Annotated in this window: 16 protein-coding genes; 10 read left to right on the top strand and 6 right to left on the bottom strand. The window is 64.6% G+C overall.

Annotation, left to right across the window (positions count from 1 at the left end; all coding sequences use genetic code 11):
• Positions 1 to 7: 7 nt before the first annotated feature.
• Together DVB37_RS15085 and DVB37_RS15080 are read right to left on the bottom strand one after the other, a co-directional pair.
• Entirely contained in the window at positions 8 to 1,072 is a 1,065-nt protein-coding gene (locus DVB37_RS15085) for an FAD-binding oxidoreductase (RefSeq protein WP_120156004.1), read from the bottom strand.
• Between the two features lie 181 nt (positions 1,073 to 1,253).
• Positions 1,254 to 2,501, bottom strand: a complete 1,248-nt coding sequence (locus DVB37_RS15080; RefSeq protein ID WP_120156002.1) for an MFS transporter — start codon at positions 2,499 to 2,501, stop codon at positions 1,254 to 1,256.
• Between the two features lie 60 nt (positions 2,502 to 2,561).
• On the opposite strand from DVB37_RS15080, the gene DVB37_RS15075 reads away from it, so the two are divergent.
• A complete protein-coding gene (locus DVB37_RS15075; RefSeq protein ID WP_371683142.1) occupies positions 2,562 to 3,551 on the top strand; it encodes an AraC family transcriptional regulator in 990 nt (329 codons plus the stop codon).
• 96 nt (positions 3,552 to 3,647) lie between these two features.
• Here DVB37_RS15075 and DVB37_RS15070 read toward each other — a convergent pair whose 3' ends face one another.
• On the bottom strand, positions 3,648 to 5,126 hold the full coding sequence (locus DVB37_RS15070) for an FAD-dependent oxidoreductase (protein WP_120155998.1): 1,479 nt from the start codon (positions 5,124 to 5,126) through the stop codon (positions 3,648 to 3,650).
• A gap of 47 nt (positions 5,127 to 5,173) precedes the next feature.
• On the opposite strand from DVB37_RS15070, the gene DVB37_RS15065 reads away from it, so the two are divergent.
• Entirely contained in the window at positions 5,174 to 5,656 is a 483-nt protein-coding gene (locus tag DVB37_RS15065; RefSeq protein WP_046806359.1) for a MarR family winged helix-turn-helix transcriptional regulator, read from the top strand.
• A gap of 23 nt (positions 5,657 to 5,679) precedes the next feature.
• Here DVB37_RS15065 and DVB37_RS15060 read toward each other — a convergent pair whose 3' ends face one another.
• A complete protein-coding gene (locus tag DVB37_RS15060) occupies positions 5,680 to 6,423 on the bottom strand; it encodes an SDR family NAD(P)-dependent oxidoreductase (RefSeq protein ID WP_104145265.1) in 744 nt (247 codons plus the stop codon).
• Positions 6,424 to 6,558: 135 nt separating this feature from the next.
• Positions 6,559 to 7,473 carry a LysR family transcriptional regulator gene (locus tag DVB37_RS15055; protein ID WP_046806400.1) on the bottom strand — a complete coding sequence of 305 codons (915 nt, stop codon included), beginning with the start codon at positions 7,471 to 7,473 and terminating at the stop codon, positions 6,559 to 6,561.
• A gap of 192 nt (positions 7,474 to 7,665) precedes the next feature.
• On the opposite strand from DVB37_RS15055, the gene DVB37_RS15050 reads away from it, so the two are divergent.
• The 8 genes from DVB37_RS15050 (at position 7,666) to DVB37_RS15010 (ending at position 17,793) form a co-directional block, all read left to right on the top strand.
• Positions 7,666 to 8,667, top strand: coding sequence for a tripartite tricarboxylate transporter substrate binding protein (locus DVB37_RS15050; RefSeq protein ID WP_120155996.1), 1,002 nt, complete (start codon positions 7,666 to 7,668; stop codon positions 8,665 to 8,667).
• A 66-nt stretch (positions 8,668 to 8,733) separates the two neighbouring features.
• Positions 8,734 to 10,884 (top strand): acetate--CoA ligase family protein, encoded by a 2,151-nt coding sequence (locus DVB37_RS15045; protein WP_120155994.1) that lies wholly within the window; start codon positions 8,734 to 8,736, stop codon positions 10,882 to 10,884.
• Between the two features lie 13 nt (positions 10,885 to 10,897).
• The gene (locus DVB37_RS15040; protein WP_120157509.1) at positions 10,898 to 11,782 is read left to right on the top strand and encodes a MaoC/PaaZ C-terminal domain-containing protein; all 885 of its coding nucleotides are present in this window, start codon (positions 10,898 to 10,900) and stop codon (positions 11,780 to 11,782) included.
• Positions 11,783 to 11,836: 54 nt separating this feature from the next.
• Entirely contained in the window at positions 11,837 to 12,586 is a 750-nt protein-coding gene (gene fabG / locus DVB37_RS15035) for a 3-oxoacyl-ACP reductase FabG (protein WP_104145261.1), read from the top strand.
• Positions 12,579 to 13,400 (top strand): enoyl-CoA hydratase/isomerase family protein, encoded by an 822-nt coding sequence (locus tag DVB37_RS15030; RefSeq protein WP_240433882.1) that lies wholly within the window; start codon positions 12,579 to 12,581, stop codon positions 13,398 to 13,400. Before fabG ends, DVB37_RS15030 begins: the two co-directional genes overlap by 8 nt.
• Positions 13,401 to 13,487: 87 nt before the next feature.
• Positions 13,488 to 14,684, top strand: coding sequence for an acetyl-CoA C-acetyltransferase (locus DVB37_RS15025; RefSeq protein ID WP_120155992.1), 1,197 nt, complete (start codon positions 13,488 to 13,490; stop codon positions 14,682 to 14,684).
• Positions 14,685 to 14,688: 4 nt separating this feature from the next.
• Positions 14,689 to 15,915 carry a CoA transferase gene (locus tag DVB37_RS15020; protein WP_046806354.1) on the top strand — a complete coding sequence of 409 codons (1,227 nt, stop codon included), beginning with the start codon at positions 14,689 to 14,691 and terminating at the stop codon, positions 15,913 to 15,915.
• Between the two features lie 300 nt (positions 15,916 to 16,215).
• Positions 16,216 to 17,793 (top strand): PAS domain-containing sensor histidine kinase, encoded by a 1,578-nt coding sequence (locus DVB37_RS15010; RefSeq protein WP_120155990.1) that lies wholly within the window; start codon positions 16,216 to 16,218, stop codon positions 17,791 to 17,793.
• On the opposite strand, the gene DVB37_RS15005 is transcribed toward DVB37_RS15010, so the two are convergent.
• Positions 17,779 to 19,002 carry an MFS transporter gene (locus DVB37_RS15005; protein WP_120155987.1) on the bottom strand — a complete coding sequence of 408 codons (1,224 nt, stop codon included), beginning with the start codon at positions 19,000 to 19,002 and terminating at the stop codon, positions 17,779 to 17,781. The genes DVB37_RS15010 and DVB37_RS15005 overlap by 15 nt on opposite strands.
• Positions 19,003 to 19,060 lie beyond the last annotated feature (58 nt).

The following is a 19,060-nucleotide window of genomic DNA, read 5'->3' as shown; positions in this document are numbered from 1 at the left end:
TTCCGAATCAAGAACGCAGAACCGCTTCGGCGCAACGGCGAGCAAGCAGGGGCGCAAGGATTACGCCGGGATGTCCGACCAATGCAAATAGGCCCTCGATTCTTCCCACCTGGCCGCAAAGCGGTTTGCTGTCGGTCGTCATAGGACGCATCGCAGCGGTTATGGAAAGCAGGAAAGGCGCCGCCGCGGTCCCAAACAGTCGGGAAATCGCGTTTCCGGTTTGCGCGGCTAGTGCGGGAAGGCCGGTTTCGCCGCAATCTGGATAGTCAGCGGCAGAAACTAGGCCGCCTCCCAAGGATGGGCGCAGCTCCATTTCTTCCGCGCAAACCAGGTGACGAAGGCCGGCAACTTCAGTACCGAATCGAAGCAACACTGCCGGCGACTCATAGATCGGAAGGTCCACGCCGACCGTCAGAGCAAGGGCGCGCGAGCGATAGCCATTGGCGAGCACGACAATGTCGGCCGGAAATTCCTCTCCGTCCACAACGATTCCCGTGATCCGATTTCCCGCGGCATTGACGGCTTGAACCGTTCCCCGGCGGACACAAGCCCCGGCGGCCTGCGCTCCTGCCCGCAGCTGGCGTGCCAATACGCCCGCTTCCAGTGCGAAGTCGCTTGGTGCCCAGGCGGCGAGCGATGGTGGATTCGAAATCGTCGGTTCCTTCTCGGCAATTTGGGACCGAGTGAGCCGCTCGATTCGGGTGCCGGCGGCCCGATGCTCTGCAATCATGGCTGCCGTTTCGTCCTCGGTGGACCGCCAGAGAAGCGCGCCGCGCGCTGCGATGGGCAGCGGGCTGAGCTCGTGCTCGATATACGCGAACTCCTCCAGCGCCTTCAATCTTTCAGCGAACGCTGCTTGGTTGTCAGAAGGCGTGCTGGCGCTGGCACCGACCCAGCCGAAAGAACAGGCGGTTGCACTGATGAGGCAATCGGGCGCACGTTCGATCAACGTGACGGATGCGCCCGCTTTGGACAGATGCCAAGCTGCCGACGCGCCCATGATGCCGCCGCCCACCACGATGACCTTGCCTTTACGTACCGCGACTGGGTTGTGCTTGAGAAAAACGGGCATGTGTTTGGTTGGACATTGTTGTGTTGGCGGTGGGCAACTGGACTTTCCATTCGATCGGTCGGACGCATCATAACGTCGACAAGTGTCGAGTCGCCAAGATGATCCGAACCGAGACGAAGGCAGCTACACAAGCTACACAAGCTGCCTTGGGCAACGAGGGATGCTCTTTATGGCGGCAGGGTCACAGATGAATGGCGGGTGTTGCGGCTGCTCTGATCGAAGGCGCGGGTACTTTTACCCGCATCCAGATGAACAAGCCGGCAAGCAGCATGACACTGCCTCCCGCAACAAAAACGCCCTCAATGCCTGTCAGGCTGAACATGGCACCGCCGGCCGCGGCGCCCATGGCGATTGAGGACTGCACCGACGCTACGACCATTCCGCCGGCACTTTCAGCCTGATCCGGCACGGCGCGCGCGACCCAGTTTGACCATGCAACCGGCACGCCACCGAACGCGAGGCCCCATGCCGCAACCAACGTTGCCTGACCCGGTAGGGACGCGGGGAAAAGCGCCATCGCCAAGGCACTGCCACCGACCAGGGCCGGCATGAGGGCCAAGGTCACAGATAAGCTGCGCTGCATCAGCCAGCCTGCGAGCATGGTGCCCGCGAAATTCGCCACGCCGAAGCCAAGCAGCATCAGCGCCAGCCCGTTCGTTCCCACGCCGGCGGTGCTTTCCAGAAACGGCCGAATATAGGTGAAGAGAGCGAAATGGCCCGTATGCGCCAGAATGCAGCCCAACATGCCAAGCGCGATGCCGGGCCGCAAGAGAACGTCCAAGATCGTTCGGAGGCGCGCGGGCCGGCGCGGCGCCATCTTCGGTAACGTGAACCATTGGAATGCCAGGGTCAATACACCCACCGCCGCAGCGGCGACAAAGGCGCTGCGCCATCCAAACTGGCCACCAAGATAGCTACCCAACGGCACGGCGACCACTGTGCCCACGGCAATGCCGCTGAAGATGATCGATAACGCGCGTGGCAAGAGCGCCGTCGGCACCAGTCGCATGGCGACAGCCGCCGCCATGCTCCAGAACCCGCCCAGGGCGATTCCAAGTAGAACGCGCATCAAAAGCAGCACCCACATCTGCGACGACGCCGCAACCAGCAGGTTGGACACAATCATTAAAGTGGAAAAGCCCAGCAGCACCGTACGGCGATCGAGGCTGCGGGTAAGACCGGGCACCAGCAAGCCTGCAAATAACGCCACCACCGCAGTCACCGTCACAGCCTGTCCCGCCATGGCCTCTGATACGTGCAGAGCTTCTGCCATGGGCGTCAGTAGGCTTGCCGGCAGATACTCCGCGGTCAACAGGCCGAATACACCCATCGCCAGCGAGAACACTGCGGTCCATGCCGCTGACACCGGCTCAATGTCCCCCGGGCTGGCTGAACCTTCGGGGTTTGAAACATCAACAACACTACGCATTGCACTCATCCTAAAAAATCAGTGAGTGCAGTCTAGGACGTGTGCTTGGGATGATCTATGATGCGGCGTACTAAGTTTTTGATAGAAAATCCGATGCTGGCCTCACAGAATTACGCGCTTCCTCCGCACTTGATTAGTGAGCTGCTTGCCGGAATGCGTCTGCGCGGGGTGCAGTACCGGCGGGTGCAGACCGGGCCTAGTTTTGGACTAAGCATTGACGCGAAGGCCGGCCACGGTTTCTTCTACTACTTGGCGGTGGGCTCGGCCGTACTACGCACCGCTGAGGGCGGCTTGCACGAATTGAGTGCCGGCAATGCGGTGTTTCTGCCCCATGGGCAAGCTCATCAATGGCTTTCCGCCGAGGACGCGGACTTGCAGGATATCGATACGCTTGAAGCCGCCTTGATCGGCAATTCCGTCACCGACGTGGATGCGTGTCCAAGTACCAGCAGCGTCCCCAGCGCAATCTTCTTTTACGGTTGCATGGAATTCGACCTTGGCGGCATGCGGGCCTTGGGGCAATTGATGCCGGATGTCATGTGCGTGAACGCCGACAGCGACCGCTTTCCTGGCATGGTCTCGATTCTGTCCGCGATGAAAGGCGAGATCTGTTCCAGACGCGTGGGGTTCGCGGACATTCTGGCGCGACTGGCCGAAGTGGTCGCCGCGATGATTGTCCGGGGATGGATCGAGTGCGGTTGCGACAATGCCTCCGGCCTGGCCGCAGCGCTGCGGGATCCACGGCTTGCGCGCGCCATCCTCGCCTTGCACCGCCAACCCGCCCGAGATTGGAAACTGGCCGAATTGGCGGGCGAGTGCAATATTTCTCGCTCTGTTTTTGCCGAGCGGTTTCATGCAACGGTGGGAACACCACCGCTGCGCTACGCCAACGAGTTGAAGATGCGTCTTGCCAGGCAATGGCTGACGCACGACAGGCTGCCGATCGACACGGTAGCCGAGCGCTTGGGCTATACGTCGCAAGCAGCATTCAGCCGTGCGTTCAAGCGCGTTACCGGTCTGCCCCCAGGCGCCAGCCGAGACGCGCGCTGAACTTCCATGAACGTTCATATCGAGGCGGTCGCGCGGCGTTGTGCTTGGCGCGGCCCGGCAGCCTGTCCACCTTGCCGGCACGACGCCAGCGTCTTTTCACAGAATCTTGCAGTACCGATCCAGGTGCGCTTGCAGCACGGCGGCGCTATCCCGGGCAAAGACGCCCGCCAGATACCCGTCGGGCCTGATCAGCGCGGCGGCCCCCTTGGCCAACCCGTAGAAGCTGGCGAACTGGTCCAGAGGGTCTTCGATCTCCAGGCCGTCTCCAATGCAGTGGATGTGCAAGCCTGCGCGCGGCGCAAAGGTTGATGCGCCGTTGACCAGCAAGGTCCAGTGCGTGCCGTTGAGCAGGTTAAACAACCGCGTTGGGCTGCCGCCCGCGCCGCGCACAACGGCATCGGGCGCGCGACTGCCCGGCTCAAGTCGGCTGTCAGCTTGCAACGGAAGCGATAGCGGCGACGTCGGGTACCCGATGTCCAGTTGCTGGACTTCACGGGTCCGCCTGTTGTCCCCGGTCTTGAAACCCGCAAGCAGTCGGGTGGACAGGCCGAGCACGTTCGCGGCCACGGGCCGGCGTTCGGCTTCGTAGGTCTCCAGCAGCGCCTCGGGCGCGCCAGCGAGTACGGCGGCCAGTTTCCAGCCCAGGTTGTAGGCGTCCTGCACGCTGGTGTTCAAGCCTTGCCCGCCGGTGGGCGGATGGACATGCGCCGCATCGCCGACCAGGAACACGGGGCCATCCCGGTAATGATCGGCCAGCCTGGCATTCATGTTGTAGGTCGAAGACCAGGCAACGCAGTGGACCGTGATGTCCGTGCGCGCGGTGTGCAGGGCAACGCGTTTCGTCAGCGCGGCAGCGGACAGGTCGACGTCGCCCTCAAGAGAGACCGGCGCCTGGATCTGGAACAGGTCGGTGCCTGCAAGCGGGCAGATGGCCAGGGGGCCCGCGCCATGACCGTTGAACTGGTGCCACCTATCACGCGACAAGCCTTCCAGCACGACATCGGCCACGATGGCGCGCACCCCTAACGTCTTGCCCGGAAAGCCGATGCCCAGCGTGCGGCGCACCAGACTGCGCCCGCCGTCGGCGCCCACCAGATAGCGGGCGTGGACCCTCTGCTTCCCGTCCGGGGTGGCCAGCACGGCTTCAATCCCGTCGGCGTTGATCTCCATCCCGATCAGCTCGACACCAAACTCCGGCGCACGGCCCAGTTCCAACAGCCGCTCTCGCATGATCGCTTCGGTCTTGAACTGCGGAACCATCAACGGAAGCGGATAGGGCTCGGCTGGCGTAGGTTCGGCAACCGTCGTGACTTCCTGATCCTCATGACTGCCGTCGGCCGAGTATTTGCGAATCGTGGGGTAGATGCCACCGGCGGCCATGGCCCGGTCAAGGATCCCCAGGTCTTCAAATACTTCTTGGGTGCGCGGTTGAATCCCTTTGCCGCGCGAGCCCGCAAAGGGGGAAGGGAGTTTTTCGATCAGGGCAAAGCGCACGCCGCGCCGCGCCAGTTCTATTGCCAGGGTCAGGCCGGCAGCGCCGGCACCGCAGATCAGGACGTCAACGGGGTCACGCATGTCGCTCTCCAAGTATGTGTAATATGCACACATTAAAAGGGGAGTCTATGGTCACCAAAAAGAAAGTGCAAGATACACATATCTCTGCGCAGCTGAAGGACCTTCATCGGTCCTTGATCACGATCGTGAGCGTGATGAACCGCCCCAGGAACGACGAACGCCTGATCGCGGAAGCGGGCGTGCAACTGGACCAGGCGCTGTTTCGCCTCTTGGTGGTGATTGAACGGGTGGGGCCGATCGGCGTGGTCGATCTGGCGGATCGCCTTGGCAGGGACTACACCACCATTAGCCGCCAGGTCGCCAAGCTGGAACGCATGGGGATGGTGATGCGGCACGAAAATCCGGACGACCGCCGAATGCGCGAAACGGTAGTGTCATCCGAGGGCAAGGCCGTGACCGACAAGCTTGATCAGGCGCGCGAGCGCCTGGCAAAAGGCATCTTTCAGGACTGGGCCGCCGAAGACATCACGGACTTGGTACGTCTGATGCGCAAGTTCGCAGAGGCGCTGGAACGGGGTACAGAGGGTTGATCGTCAAGACGGCGTTGCCCAGATCACGTCAGATTCAACCCACCATCCGACAGCAGAATTTCCCCAGTCAGATAGTTCGACTCAACCAGCATCGACACCGCCTGCGCAATATCCTCCGGCTTCGCGGCGCGCCGCATCGGTGCGCGTTCGCGCCATAACTGCTGGGCTGCGGTCCAGTCGGCGGTCAAGGGCGTATCGACCAAGCCTGGCGCGATGGCGTTCACGCGTATATCCGGGGCGAGCGAGACCGCCAGCAAGCGCGTGACGTGGTTTAGCGCCGCTTTCGTTGCGGCGTAGGGAATCGACGCGCCTTTGGGACGAACGCCTGCATGCGAGCTGACGTTGACCACGCAGGCCGGTGTGCCGGTTGCGGCGGACGCGCGCAGTGCGGCCTCGGCCAGCGCGATGATACGGAACGGCGCGATGACATTGACCTCGTGCAACTCGCGCCAGATGTCGGGGGTGGCTGCTGCCATATCCGCATGCGGCACCACGCGGCTGATGCCCGCGTTGTTCACGACGACATCCAAGCGGCCCCATTGCGCCACGGCTTCGTGCACCAGGCGGACCCGGTCTGCGTCTTGGGCAAGGTCGGCTTGCACATAAGCCGCCAGACCCAGTTCGCGCGCCATGGAGATGCCCACGTCCACCGAGCTGCGCGAGTGCAGAACGACTGCGTAGCCGTCTTTGGACAGCCGGCGCGCAATGGCGGCGCCGATGCCTGACGTTGAGCCGGTGACAAGAGCAACACGCTGTGTTGGGGGCATAGAAAGGTCCCATGAAATGGAAGGCGGGAGTTTACCTGCCGTGGGCATGCCGCCGGCGCACCCGGTGGGGGCGGCGGGCCTTCCAACGCTGGGAAGCGCCGACCGCAACGGGATGGGTCGGGAACGCATCGCGGCTTAGCGCTGCAAACTCGCTCCATGGTCCGCGATGCTTTGCTGAATGCTGGCGACAAACCTTGCGATGACGGGATTGGTGTCGCGCTCGCGATAAACCAGCGCGATGCCGATGTTGGACGATTCGGGCAAGTCGTTCAGGGGCCGGAATTCGACGTCGGCCGGCATGAACTCCGCGTTGATCGAGGGCACCAGCGCGATGCCCAAGCCGCTGCGCACCAGTCCCACCACGGTTTGCACCTGGACGGCTTCCTGCGTCACTCGCGGCGACACGCCGGCTTCGCGCAGCAAATGCATAACGGCGGCGTTCAGGCCGCCTACGCGAGACGGCGTATAGCCGATGAAATCCTGATCGCGCAACTCTTGTAGCGACAGCGACTGCTTGCGCGCCAGCGGATGATCCGCGGGCATGGCCACGCAGAACACGTCGCGCGAAATGGGTTCGAAGACCATGTTGCTGGGATGCGTGGTCGGTTCGCGCACAAAGGCGACGTCCACGGTTTCCGCGTCGATCATCGACAACAGGCCCAGGTTGGTCGATTCGCTGAGGTCCAGCTTGATGTGGGGATAGCGCCGGCTGAAATGCTGGATCAGGCGCGGCAGCAGGCTGAAGGTCAGGGACCCGATAAAGCCGATGCGCAAGCCGCCGCTTTCACCGTTGGCCGCCTGGCGCGCAGCGGTGATGACATCGGCCGCGCTATCCAGGCATTTGGTCGCCGCGGCCAGCGCCGCATGCCCGGCCGGTGTCAGCTTGACGCCGCGCGATCCGCGCTCGAGCAGAGCCACGCCGATTTCGTCTTCCAGCTTGCGGATGGCGACCGACAGCGGCGGCTGCGCCATGAACAGGCGTTCAGCGGCGCGGCTGAAGCTTTGCGTCTGGGCAACCGCCACGAATTGTTTGAGTTGACGCAGTTCCATCGTGATCGACCTTGTGAGGCGGGGCAGGGCGGGGGCGACGCGGACCCAGCCGGCGGCCAGGTATACACAGAATGAATAGAAGTGTACATGCAAAGTATTTGATCAAGTATGGGTGGCATCTCTAGGATGGGCACCTAAAACAGCACTTGCGCAGTCCATGACGGCGCGGTCATAACACCTGGAGACAACCCTATGAAACTCGCCCGCCGCGTGTCGGCCGCCATTGCATTTGGCTTTGCCGCGCTATCCGCCACCGCCTTGCCGCTTGCCCCCGCACATGCCGCCGCACAGGCCGCGGACTACCCCGACAAGCCCATCAAGATCATCGTTCCCTATCCGCCCGGCGGCACCAACGACATCGTCGTGCGCTTGGTCGGCAAGAAGCTGGGCGAACAACTGGGGCAACCGGTCATCGTCGAAAACAAGGCAGGCGCGTCGGGCAACATCGGCGCCGAAAGCGTGGCCAGGGCGCCGGCCGACGGCTACACGCTGCTGCTGGTTACGACCGGGCACGCCATTCATCCGTCGCTATACAAGAACCTGCGCTACGACATCACGAAGGACCTGATGGGCGTAAGCCGCTTGTCCAGCGGCCCCATGCTGGTGATGGTCAACCCCAAGCTGGGCATCAACAATATCCAGGACCTGATCGCCCGCGCGAAAGCCGAGCCAGGCGCAATGTTCTTTTCCAGCGCGGGCAATGGTTCGTCCACCCACCTGACGACCGAACTACTGGCCAGCAAGGCCGGCATCAAGCTGACCCATGTGCCGTTCAACGGGAGCGCGCCAGCCATGTCGGACGTGATGGCCGGCAATACGCAAGTCGTACTGGACTTGATGTTCTCGGCATTGCCGCAGGTGCAGTCCGGCCGCCTGAAGGCCATTGCGATCACGGGAACGGCGCGGTCACCTCTGTTGCCCGACGTGCCCACTGTGGCGGAATCCGGCGTGGCCGGGTTCGACGCGGAGGTCTGGAATGGCCTGATGCTGCCCGCGAACACCCCGCAACCGATCGTCGACCGCTTGAACGCGGAACTGAAGAAGGTACTGGCCGACCCCGACATCAAGACCCGCCTGGACGCGCAGGGCTTCCCCGCCAGCTGGTCGACGCCGGCTGAGTTCGACAAGCAGATCGCATCCGAGATCAAGCGCTGGGCGCCGGTTGTCCAAGCGTCGGGCGCCACCGTCCAGTAAGCCATGCCGGGCGGTCGCCATCATTGCGGCCGCCTGACCCGCCATTCAATCCGGAGTCGTTCCTTCATGTCTGACCGTCACGCCCTGGCGTCTTTGATCCATCCACGATCCATCGCCATCATTGGTGCTTCCGACGACGCGTTGCGTATCGGCGGCCGCCCCATTGCCTACATGCGCCAGCAGGGCTACCAGGGCCGGCTGATGCCCGTGAACCCCAAGCGTTCCACTATTCAAGGCGTCCCCGCCTATGCCAGCGTGGCCGACCTGCCGGAAACGCCCGACCTGGCCATCGTGGCCGTGGCCGCCAGGCTGGCGCCCGATGTGGTCGAGGAACTGGGCAAGCGCGGCACGCGTGTCGCCATCGTGTTTTCGGCCGGTTTTGCCGAGGCCGACGCGCAGGGCGCGGCGCTGCAAGACCGCATGATCGCCGCCGCGCGCCGCTACGGGCTGCGCTTGCTTGGGCCCAACTCTTTGGGGGTGTTGAATCCTCGCATCGGGTTCTACGGCAGCTTTACGTCGGTGGTGGAAAGCGGTTTTCCCAAAGCAGGCCGCGTCGGAATCGCCAGCCAGTCCGGGGCCTATGGCAGCCACATCCTGGGCCTTGCGCACGACTACGGCATCGGCGTGTCCGCCTGCGTCATGAGCGGCAATGAAAGCGACATCAGCCTGGGCGACATGGTGCAGGCATTTGTCGATGATCCCGACACCGACGTCATCGCCGTGTACTCCGAGGGCATCCGCGACGGGCAGCGCTTGTTGGCCGCATTGGAAGCCGCGCGGCTGGCCCGCAAGCCCGTGGTCATGATGAAGGTGGGCACCAGTGAAGTGGGCAGCGCGGCCGCCCAATCGCATACCGCGTCCATCGCCGGCAACGACGCCGTGACGGACGCCGTGTTGGCTGAACACGGCGTGGTGCGCGCCCGGTCCACCGAACACATGCTGGACGTGGCGCGGCTGGCTACCCGCCGCATTTACCCCGTGCATAATTCCCTGGGCGTCATCACGGTAAGTGGCGGGGCCGGCGTGATCGTGTCGGACGCGGCCGAGCTGTGTGGTTTGCCCATGCCACAAATGCCTGCCGCCGCGCAACGGCATTTGAAGGAGCTGATTCCGTTCTGCGCGCCGCGCAATCCTGTGGATTGCACTGCACAGTTCATGAACGATCTGTCCATTGCGGGCCGCTTCGCGGATGCCGTGGTCGAAGAGGGCGGCTATCAATCCATTCTTGGATTCTTCACCTACACCGTTGGGGCGGCATCGATTGCCGACGGCCTGCGCGCGCAGCTGAACGCTGTGCGTGAGCGGCATCCGGACCGCTTGTTCGTGCTGTGCATTCTGGCCTCGCGCGAACGGGTGCAACAGTATGAAGACGACGGGTTCTCGGTCTACGAAGACCCCGCCCGCGCCGTGGCTGCCATTGAAGCCATGGGACGATTCGGCGCTGCGTTTGCGCGGCCGGCTGGGCAGAAGACGCCATCCACGCCCGTGTCGATCCCGCTGCCCGACGCCACGCCCAGCGAAGCCACGGCCAAGCAAATCCTGGCGCAGGCCGGCATCGCCGTGGCCGAAGAGCGCGTGTGCGCCGATGCCCGAGCGGCGGTCGCGGCGGCGGAACAAATCGGCTACCCCGTCGTCATGAAGATCCTGTCGCCAGACATTCTGCACAAGTCGGAAATCGGCGGCGTGCTGTTGGACGTTGCAAACGCGCAAGCGGTGCAAGCGGGCCATGCCCGGTTGCTGGAGCGTGCAGCAACGGCGGCACCTGATGCACGCATTGAAGGCGTGCTGGTCGCGCGCCAATTGTCGGGGGGCGTCGAGTGCATCCTGGGCACCCAGCGCGATCCGGTTTTTGGCCCGGTGGCCATGTTCGGACTGGGCGGCATCTTCGTCGAGATCATGAAGGACGTCGTCCTGCGTCGCTGCCCGTTCGACATCGACACCGCTGAACAGATGATCCTGTCCATCAAAGGGGCGCCGCTGCTGCAAGGCGCGCGCGGCAAGCCGCCTGCTGATGTGAAGGCACTGGCCATCATGCTGTCGCGCTTGTCGCACTTCGCACACGAGGCCGGGCCGCGCCTGCAATCGATAGACCTCAACCCGGTGATCGCCTTGCCCGCAGGGCAGGGGGCCTATGCCGTGGACGCGGTAATCGAACTGGCCGCCGACGGGGATGCGCGCGCGGATGTTGCCCGTGGCCCCGGCCCGGGCACGCTCTGATCAGGTGGCCATCATGCCGATCAATCCCGACCTCTTGTTGAACCGGCCGTTCGAACCGCGTTCGCATCGCTACCGTGAATGCGACACCGTGCTGTATGCGCTGGGTTGCGGCCTGGGCGCCGATCCGCTGGATGCCGGCCAGCTTCGCTATGTGTACGAACACGCGCCAGGCGGGCTTTGCGCCTTGCCGACGCTGGCGAACATCCTGGGCTACTTCGGATTCTGGGCAGACCAGCCCGACACCGGAATTACCTGGCGCAAGCTGGTGCACGCCGAACAGCACATCGAACTCCAACGCCCCTTGCGCGCCAGCGGCCACATCGTCGGCGAAAACCGCATCGTGGGCCTGCACGACAAGGGCGCCGAAAAAGGAGCGCTGATGCTGCAAGACCGGCGCATCGTCGACGGCGCCAGCGGCGAGCTGCTGGCCACGGTGACGCAAACCACGATGCTGCGCGGCGACGGCGGGTTCGGCGCAACCCAGGGGGCAACCCATGGCCGCGCGCCGCTGCCCGCGCATGTATTGCCCGACCGGGCCGCGGATGCGGTTTGCGACCTGGCCACCTTGCCGCAGGCCGCGCTGCTGTATCGCCTGAACGGTGACGCCAACCCTTTGCACGCGGACCCGGCCACGGCACGCGCGGCGGGGTTTGAGCGGCCCATCCTGCATGGGCTGGCCACGATGGGCGTGGCCATGCACGCCGTGCTGCGCGCGCTGCTGGGCTATGACGCCGGTGCCGTGCGCGGCATGCGGGTGCGCTTTACCGCGCCGGTGTTGCCGGGCGACACCTTACGCACCGAGATGTGGCGCGACGGTGGCGTCGTCTCGCTGCGCACCACCGCCATGGAACGCCGCGTCGTCGTGCTGGGTTCCGGCCGCATCGACTTGTCCGACTGAATCCGCGCGCACGCGATGCCGCGCGCGCCTTACCTTGCATAAAGAGAGACCGTTATGGATCTGCAGATCAACGACAAAGTGGCCATCGTCACGGGTTCCGCCCGGGGCCTGGGCGCGGCCACCGCCCGCAAGCTGGCCGCTGAAGGCGCGCGTGTGGTGATCACCGACGTCCTGGCCGAGCAGGCCGAAGCCACCGCCGCCGCGCTGCGCGCCGACGGCTTGCAGGCGCATTGCATCGTGGCCGACATCACCAAGGCGGCTGACGTGCAGCGCCTGGTCGACGAGACCATCGCCACCTTTGGCGGCGTCCACATCCTGGTGAACAACGCGGGCTTTCCGCGCGACAAATACCTGGTCAAGATGAGCGAGCAGGATTGGGACCTGGTCATGGAAGTCATGCTGAAAGGTGCCTTTTTGGCGTGCAAGACGGTCATGCCGCACTTCATTGACCAAGGCTGGGGCCGCGTCGTCAATATCAGTTCGCGCGCGCATTTCGGTAACCCGACGCAGGCGAATTACTCGGCCGCCAAGGCAGGCCTGATCGGCATGGCCAAGGCGCTGGCCATCGAAGAAGGGCGCTATGGAATCACGGTGAATTGCGTGGCGCCGGGCTTCATGGAAACCGAGATGGTGCAGGCGCTGCCCACCTACGACACCATCAAGGAGCGCGCGGTGCAGATGCAGCCGATCAAACGCGTGGGCAAGCCCGAGGACATTGCCAACGCCGTGGCATTCCTGGTGTCGGAGCCGGCCAGCTTCATCACGGGCGAGGTGCTGCACGTCACGGGTGGTCGCTATGGCTGATTACATGCCCATCCGCTGCGACATCCGCGACGACGGCGTCGCGGTGCTGACGCTGGACAACCCGCCGCTGAACGTGGTGTTCCGAGGCTTGACGGTGGCGCTGGGCCAGGCGCTGGACGCGTTGGCCGTGGAGCCCCGCGTGCGCGCCGTGGTGCTCACCGGCGCGGGCAGGGCGTTTTGCGCGGGATCGGACATTGCCGAATTCCAACCCCTGATGCAGCCCGGACGCATCGGCCCCGAGAAGCTGGAGCTTCAGCACCGGGTGTTCGCGCGGCTGGCTGACTTTCCCAAGCCCACGGTGGCCGCGGTGCATGGCGTGGCGTTCGGCGGCGGCCTGGAAATTGCCGTGTGCTGCGATTTCATCGTGGCGGACCCGGCGGCGCGTTTTGCGCTGCCTGAAATCAAGCTGGGCGTGTTTCCGGGCAGTGGTGGGCCGGTACGGGTCACCCGCCGTATCGGTGTGACGCGCGCCAAGGAAATGATGCTGCTGGGCGAGCCCATTGATGCCGCGACGGCGCTGGCGTGGGGCCTGGTCAACCGGGTTTCGCAGGCGGGCCAGGCGCAGGCCCAGGCCCTGGCCTTGGCGGGCGCCTTGGGCGCACGGCCGCCGCTGGCAATGTCTTTGTGCAAGACCGCCATCGGCTACAGCTGGGACGACACGGAAGCCGGCGCGATTGCGCGCGCCCTGCCGTTATCCGAGCGCGCATTTACCTCGGCGGAAGCCCGCGAGGGTGTGCGCGCCTTTCTGGCCAAGGAAACGCCCCGGTTCCCGGACGCGCTGCATGATGCGCGGCAGGGACATGAACATGGCTGACGCCCACGCTTCGCCGGACTTGCGCGCGGCAATCGCACCGCGCAGACATTGCTTCGATCCGATTCGATCTCATCTCCAGGAGGCCGCATGAAACGCGCCGCTATCGTATCCCCCCTACGCACGCCCATCGGCGCATTCGGAGGCGCGTTGCGCCCCGTACCCGTGGAAGAGCTGGGCGCCACCGTTGCCCGCGCCATCATCGAACGCACCGGGCTGGACCCGGCCCGCATTGAAGATGTGGTGTTCGCGCATTCATACGCCAACGGCGAAGTGCCCTGCACGGGCCGCTGGGTCGCCTTGCAAGCGGGCTTTCCCGTCGAGGTTGCGGGCATGCAGCTGGACCGGCGTTGCGGCAGCGGCCTGCAAGCCATCGCCACCGCCGCGATGATGGTGCAAACCGGTGTGGCCGACGTGGTCATGGCCGGCGGCGTGGAAAGCATGAGCAACGTCGAGTACTACACCACCGATATGCGTTGGGGCAAGCGCGCGGGCACAGTCCGCTTTCACGATCGGCTGGAACGCGGCCGCGAACGCTCGCAGCCTGTGTCGCGCTTCGGCACGATCAGCGGCATGATAGAAACCGCCGAGAACCTGGCGCGCGACTACGCCATCACGCGCGAAGAGGCCGACGCCTTTGCGCTGCGCAGCCACCAGCGCGCCTTGGCCGCCTGGGAGTCCGGCAAATTCGAAAACGAATTGGTGCCGGTGTGCGTGCCACAACGCAAGGGCGAGCCCATCGTGGTATCGCGCGATGAAGGCATCCGCGGCGACTTGACGCTGGAACAGCTGGCACGCCTTAAGCCCATCATGAAAGACGGCATCGTGACGGCCGGCAACGCCTGCCAGCAGAACGACGCGGCGGCGGCCTGCCTGATCGTGGCCGAAGACAAGCTTGAAGCGCTGGGACTTGAACCCATCGGCTATTTGCACAGCTGGGCGGCCGCCGGTTGCGAGCCCTCGCACATGGGTATCGGGCCCGTGCCTGCCGTGCAGAAACTGTTTTCCCGCAACGGCCTGGGCTTTGACGACATGGCCCTGGTGGAACTGAACGAAGCCTTTGCCTGCCAGGCGCTGGCCTGCGCCAAGGGCTGGGGCTGGAATGACCCCGACCGCTTCAATGTGAACGGCTCCGGCATTTCGCTGGGCCACCCCGTGGGCGCGACCGGCGTGCGCATCATGACGTCGTTGTTGCACGAGTTGTCGCGCCGTGGCGAACGCTATGGGCTCGAAACCATGTGCATAGGCGGCGGCCAGGGCATGGCGGCCGTGTTCGAGAGGGCCTGACCCGATGACCTATTCCTTTCTTGGCGGGGTCCGCGTCATCGAAAGCTCGGCCTTCATCGCCGCGCCGCTGGCCGGCCTGACCCTGGCGCAATTCGGCGCCGACGTCATACGCGTGGACATGATCGGCGGCGGCATCGACTACGGCCGAATGCCGCGCATGCCGCAGGCCGACGGCAATGGCCGCAGCCTGTACTGGACCGCGCTGAACAAAGGCAAGCGATCCATCGCCATCAATCTGCGCAAGCCCGAAGGCCGTGAACTGATCCAGGCATTGGCCACCGCGCCCGGCCCGCAAGCCGGCGTATTGCTGACGAACGTGGCCGCGCCCTGGCTGGCTCATGACGTGCTTGCGGCCCGGCGCGCGGACCTGATCAGCTGCACCATCCAGGGCAATGCAGATGGCAGCACCGCCGTGGACTACACCGTCAATTGCGCCACCGGCTATCCCGCCGTCACGGGCGGCGGGTCCATCGACCGGCCGGTCAACCACGTGCTGCCCGCCTGGGACATTGCCTGCGCCTACCAGGCCGCATTCGCCATTACGGCTGCGCTGAACCGTCGCACGGCCACGGGCAGCGGCGCCGAGATCAAGCTGGCGCTGTCAGACGTCGCGTTCTCGATGTTGTCGCACCTGGGCGTGCTGGCCGAGGCAGAACTGCTGAAACAGGAACGCCCGTCCATCGGCAATCACCTGTACGGCGCCTTCGGACGTGATTTTTCGACGGCGGATGGCGTGCGCATCATGGTGGCCGCCATTTCGGCCGGTCAGTGGAATGCGCTGGTTCAATGCTGCGATATCGCCGACGCGATCAGCGCAGCCGAAAGCCGCCTGGGTCTGGATTTTCGCGATGAGGCGCAGCGCTTCGAAGGCCGCGACGCAATCGCCGGCCTGGTGGAGCCTTGGTTTGCGGTACGCACCGCAGCGCAGGCCGAGGCCGCGTTGACACAGCACAAGGTGTGCTGGGGCCGCTACAGCACCGTGGGCGAGTTGCTGGAGCGCGACCCGCGCATCGGCGCGGCCAATCCCGTCTTTGAGCGCATGTCCACGGAGGGCATCGGAGAATACTGGAGCGCCGGCGCCGCCGCCCGCGTGGCAGGCCTTGACCGCACCCCGACCCCGCCCGCTCCGTGCCTGGGAGCGCATACCGATGTGGTGCTGCACGAACTGCTGGGCCTGGACAGTGGCGCCATCGGCCGCCTGCACGATGCGGGCATCGTCGCCACGGCGTAGCGCGATACGCGCGGCTCCGGCCGCTGGGAACCGCGCGCGTCGGCCGGCAAGAGCTTGATGCTCAAGCCAATGAGGGCGGGCAGTAATAAAAGATCATCGACATACCCAGGCACGGGGCTGAAGGCGGGTATCAGGTCGACAGGGCTAAGTCATAAGGCGGCTTTGAATTGCTTTGAAATGGGCGTCGGGGTTGTCCCCGTTTTCGATCGGGCGGTCAGCGCGTACGATCACGAAACTACAGCGCCAAGACGGCAGCCCCGCGCGGGAATGCCGTCAAATTTACGACCATTTTGAATCAGCATGAAACAGTCACCCGCAGACTTTCCGGAACAAGACCGGTATCGGCTTCTGGTAGATGCCGTGATGGACTACGCGATATATCTCCTTGACGCAGAGGGGCGGGTCAGCAGTTGGAACCCTGGCGCCGAGCGATTCAAGGGATACAAAGAAGGCGAAATACTCGGTCAGCACTTCTCGGTGTTTTATACCGAGCAAGACCGCGCTGCGGGGGTGCCAGAACGTGCGTTGGAGACGGCCAGAAAGGAAGGGCGCTTCGAGGCGGAAGGCTGGCGGATGCGAAAAGACGGGACGCGCTTCTGGTGTAGCGTCGTCATCGATCCGGTCCATGATGACAAGGGGCGCCACGTGGGCTTCGCGAAGATCACGCGCGACGTGACCGAGCAGAAGAGGCACCGCGAAGAACTCCAGGCCGCGCGCGATGCCATGCATCACGCGCATCGCATGGAAGCAATTGGACGCCTGACCGGCGGCGTTGCCCATGACTTCAATAATTTTTTGACGGCGATACGGTTCTCGGCCGAATTCCTGAAAAGATCACGCGATATGCCGGCGTCTTTGATGCGTTATGTCGGCATCATTTCCGACACGACGGAGAAGGCGGCGCAACTTACGCGCCAGCTCTTGGCATATGGAAAAAAGCAGCCCCTTAAACCGCACGTGTTCGACGTGCGCGACAGCCTGTCGTCGCTTCGACAGCTGGTTGAAGCCTCGGTAGGGTCGTCCATCGCCTTGTCCTACGAGGTGGGCCCGGGGAACACGACCGTCTATGCAGACCCGGCACAGTTTGAATCGGCGCTGTTGAATCTGGTCATCAACGCGCGGGACGCGATGCCCGCGGGCGGTCGCCTGACCATTTCCGCGCGCCAGGCGGATCGTGCGCCGACGCCGGGCCGCAGTCCCAGTGCGCACGCGCCGCAGGTCGCGGTGGCGGTCAAGGACACCGGCATCGGGATCGATGACGAGGTTGCCAAACATATATTCGAACCGTTTTTCTCGACCAAAGGCCAGCACGAAAATTCGGGTCTTGGCCTGAGCCAGGTGCAAGGGTTTGTCCAGCAGTCCGGCGGCGATGTCGACGTCCACAGCCAGGTGGGTCAGGGGACCACGTTTACGCTCTATCTGCCCGCCTTCGAGGCAACGACAAAAACCCACGATGAGAGCGATCAGCAGTGTCGCGATCCCCAGGTTCGGAATCGCGTCTTGCTGGTTGAAGACAATCGCATGGTGGGCGATGTGGTGCACACGATGTTGAAGGACATGGGCCAGGACGCGACCTGGGTCCTTGATGCGGAAGCCGCGCTGTCGCACCTGACCGCGCAAAGCGGTTCCTGTGACATCGCGATTCTGGACGTGGTCCTTCCCGGCATGAACGGCGTTGAGCTGGGGCGCCGTATCCGGGCGCAATGGCCCGATATACGGATCGTGCTTGCCAGCGGATACAGCGAGGCCATCAGTGGGCAAGCAGTCGCCCCGTTTCCGGTCATGCAAAAGCCGTACTCAATGGAAATGCTGACACGCGTTCTGCATGGGAAAGACGTGGAAACTGTCGGGCGCGCGATCAGTTCACCCGCATCTTGATGCTTGGGGCATCGCCTGCCCGCGCGCCCACCACCACGTCATCACGCCCGCCGCCAGAACCACCGGCAGCATGGCCGCGTTAAGCGCTTCCCAGCCGAAGGCGTCCAGCGCCGGACCGGCCGCCAACGTCGCCAACGCGGTCGCGGCATAGCGCAGCATCTCGGCGGCCCCTTGCGCGCGGGCGCGTTCCGACGGGCGGTAGGATTGCGCCAGCAGCGTGGTGCCGCCGACGAACATGAAGTTCCATCCCACCCCCAGGCAGAACAGCGCTGCATAGAACGCGGGCAGCGCCGGAGACGCCATTGCGATCAAGGAACACGCGACGTTCAGCAGCATGCCCGCGCCCAGCACCCGGGGCAGGCCGAAGCGTTGGATAAGCGTGCCGGCAAAGAAGGCGGGCGCGTACATGCCGACCAGGTGCCATTGCATGATGTTGGCGCCGTCGCCGATGCTGTGGCTGCATGCCACGGCGGCCAGCGGTGCGGCGGTCATGATGAACATCATCGAAACGGACCCGACCACGTTGTTGGCCAGCGCGGCGATGAACACGGGCTGGCGCGCCACCTCGCGCAGCGGGCGTGCCGGCAGGCCGGCCTGCGTCTGGCCGGCAGCGGCGGGCGCTTCGGCGTCCCGATAGCCGCCCCACAGCAGCGCGGCGGACAGCAGCGCCAACAGGGTCACCATCAGGTAGGCGCCGGCGAAGGTGACCGGCGCGAACAGGTCGCGGCTCCAGGCGGCCAGTGCGGGGCCGGCAATGGCGGCGATGACGCCGCCGGCCATCACCACCGAGATTGCGCGGCTCTTGGCGGCGGGCTCGACCGCGTCCGCCGCCGCCAGGCGGTAATACTGGGCAAAAGCCTGGAACACGCCGACCAGCGCGGTACCGGCGCAAAAGACCCAGAAGTCGGCATGAAATACCGCCCACACCGATAGCGCGCCGCCCGCCGCACCGGCCAGGGCGCCCAACGCGAAGCCGTTGCGCCGGCCGATGCGCTGCATCAGCAGTGATGCAAACCAGGTGACCAAGGCCCCGGCTACCGTGATCAGCGCAAACGGCAGGGTCGACAACGCTTTGTTGGGAGCCAGCATGTGGCCGGTCAGCGCGGTCAGCGTCAGGTCAATGGAAATGGCCGCGACGAACAGGCCCTGGCACACGGCCAGAATGCGAGCGTTGCGACGGCCAATCGTGAGCGAGGGGGAGGCGGGCATGGGGGGATCGACGGGATTGAAGGGCAATGATGAGGAGGCTGGGTGCCGAGCAAAGAAC

Origin of the sequence: Achromobacter sp. B7 (assembly GCF_003600685.1) — a bacterium.
Taxonomy (GTDB): domain Bacteria; phylum Pseudomonadota; class Gammaproteobacteria; order Burkholderiales; family Burkholderiaceae_B; genus Achromobacter; species Achromobacter spanius_B.
This window is presented reverse-complemented; position numbering and strand designations above follow the sequence as displayed.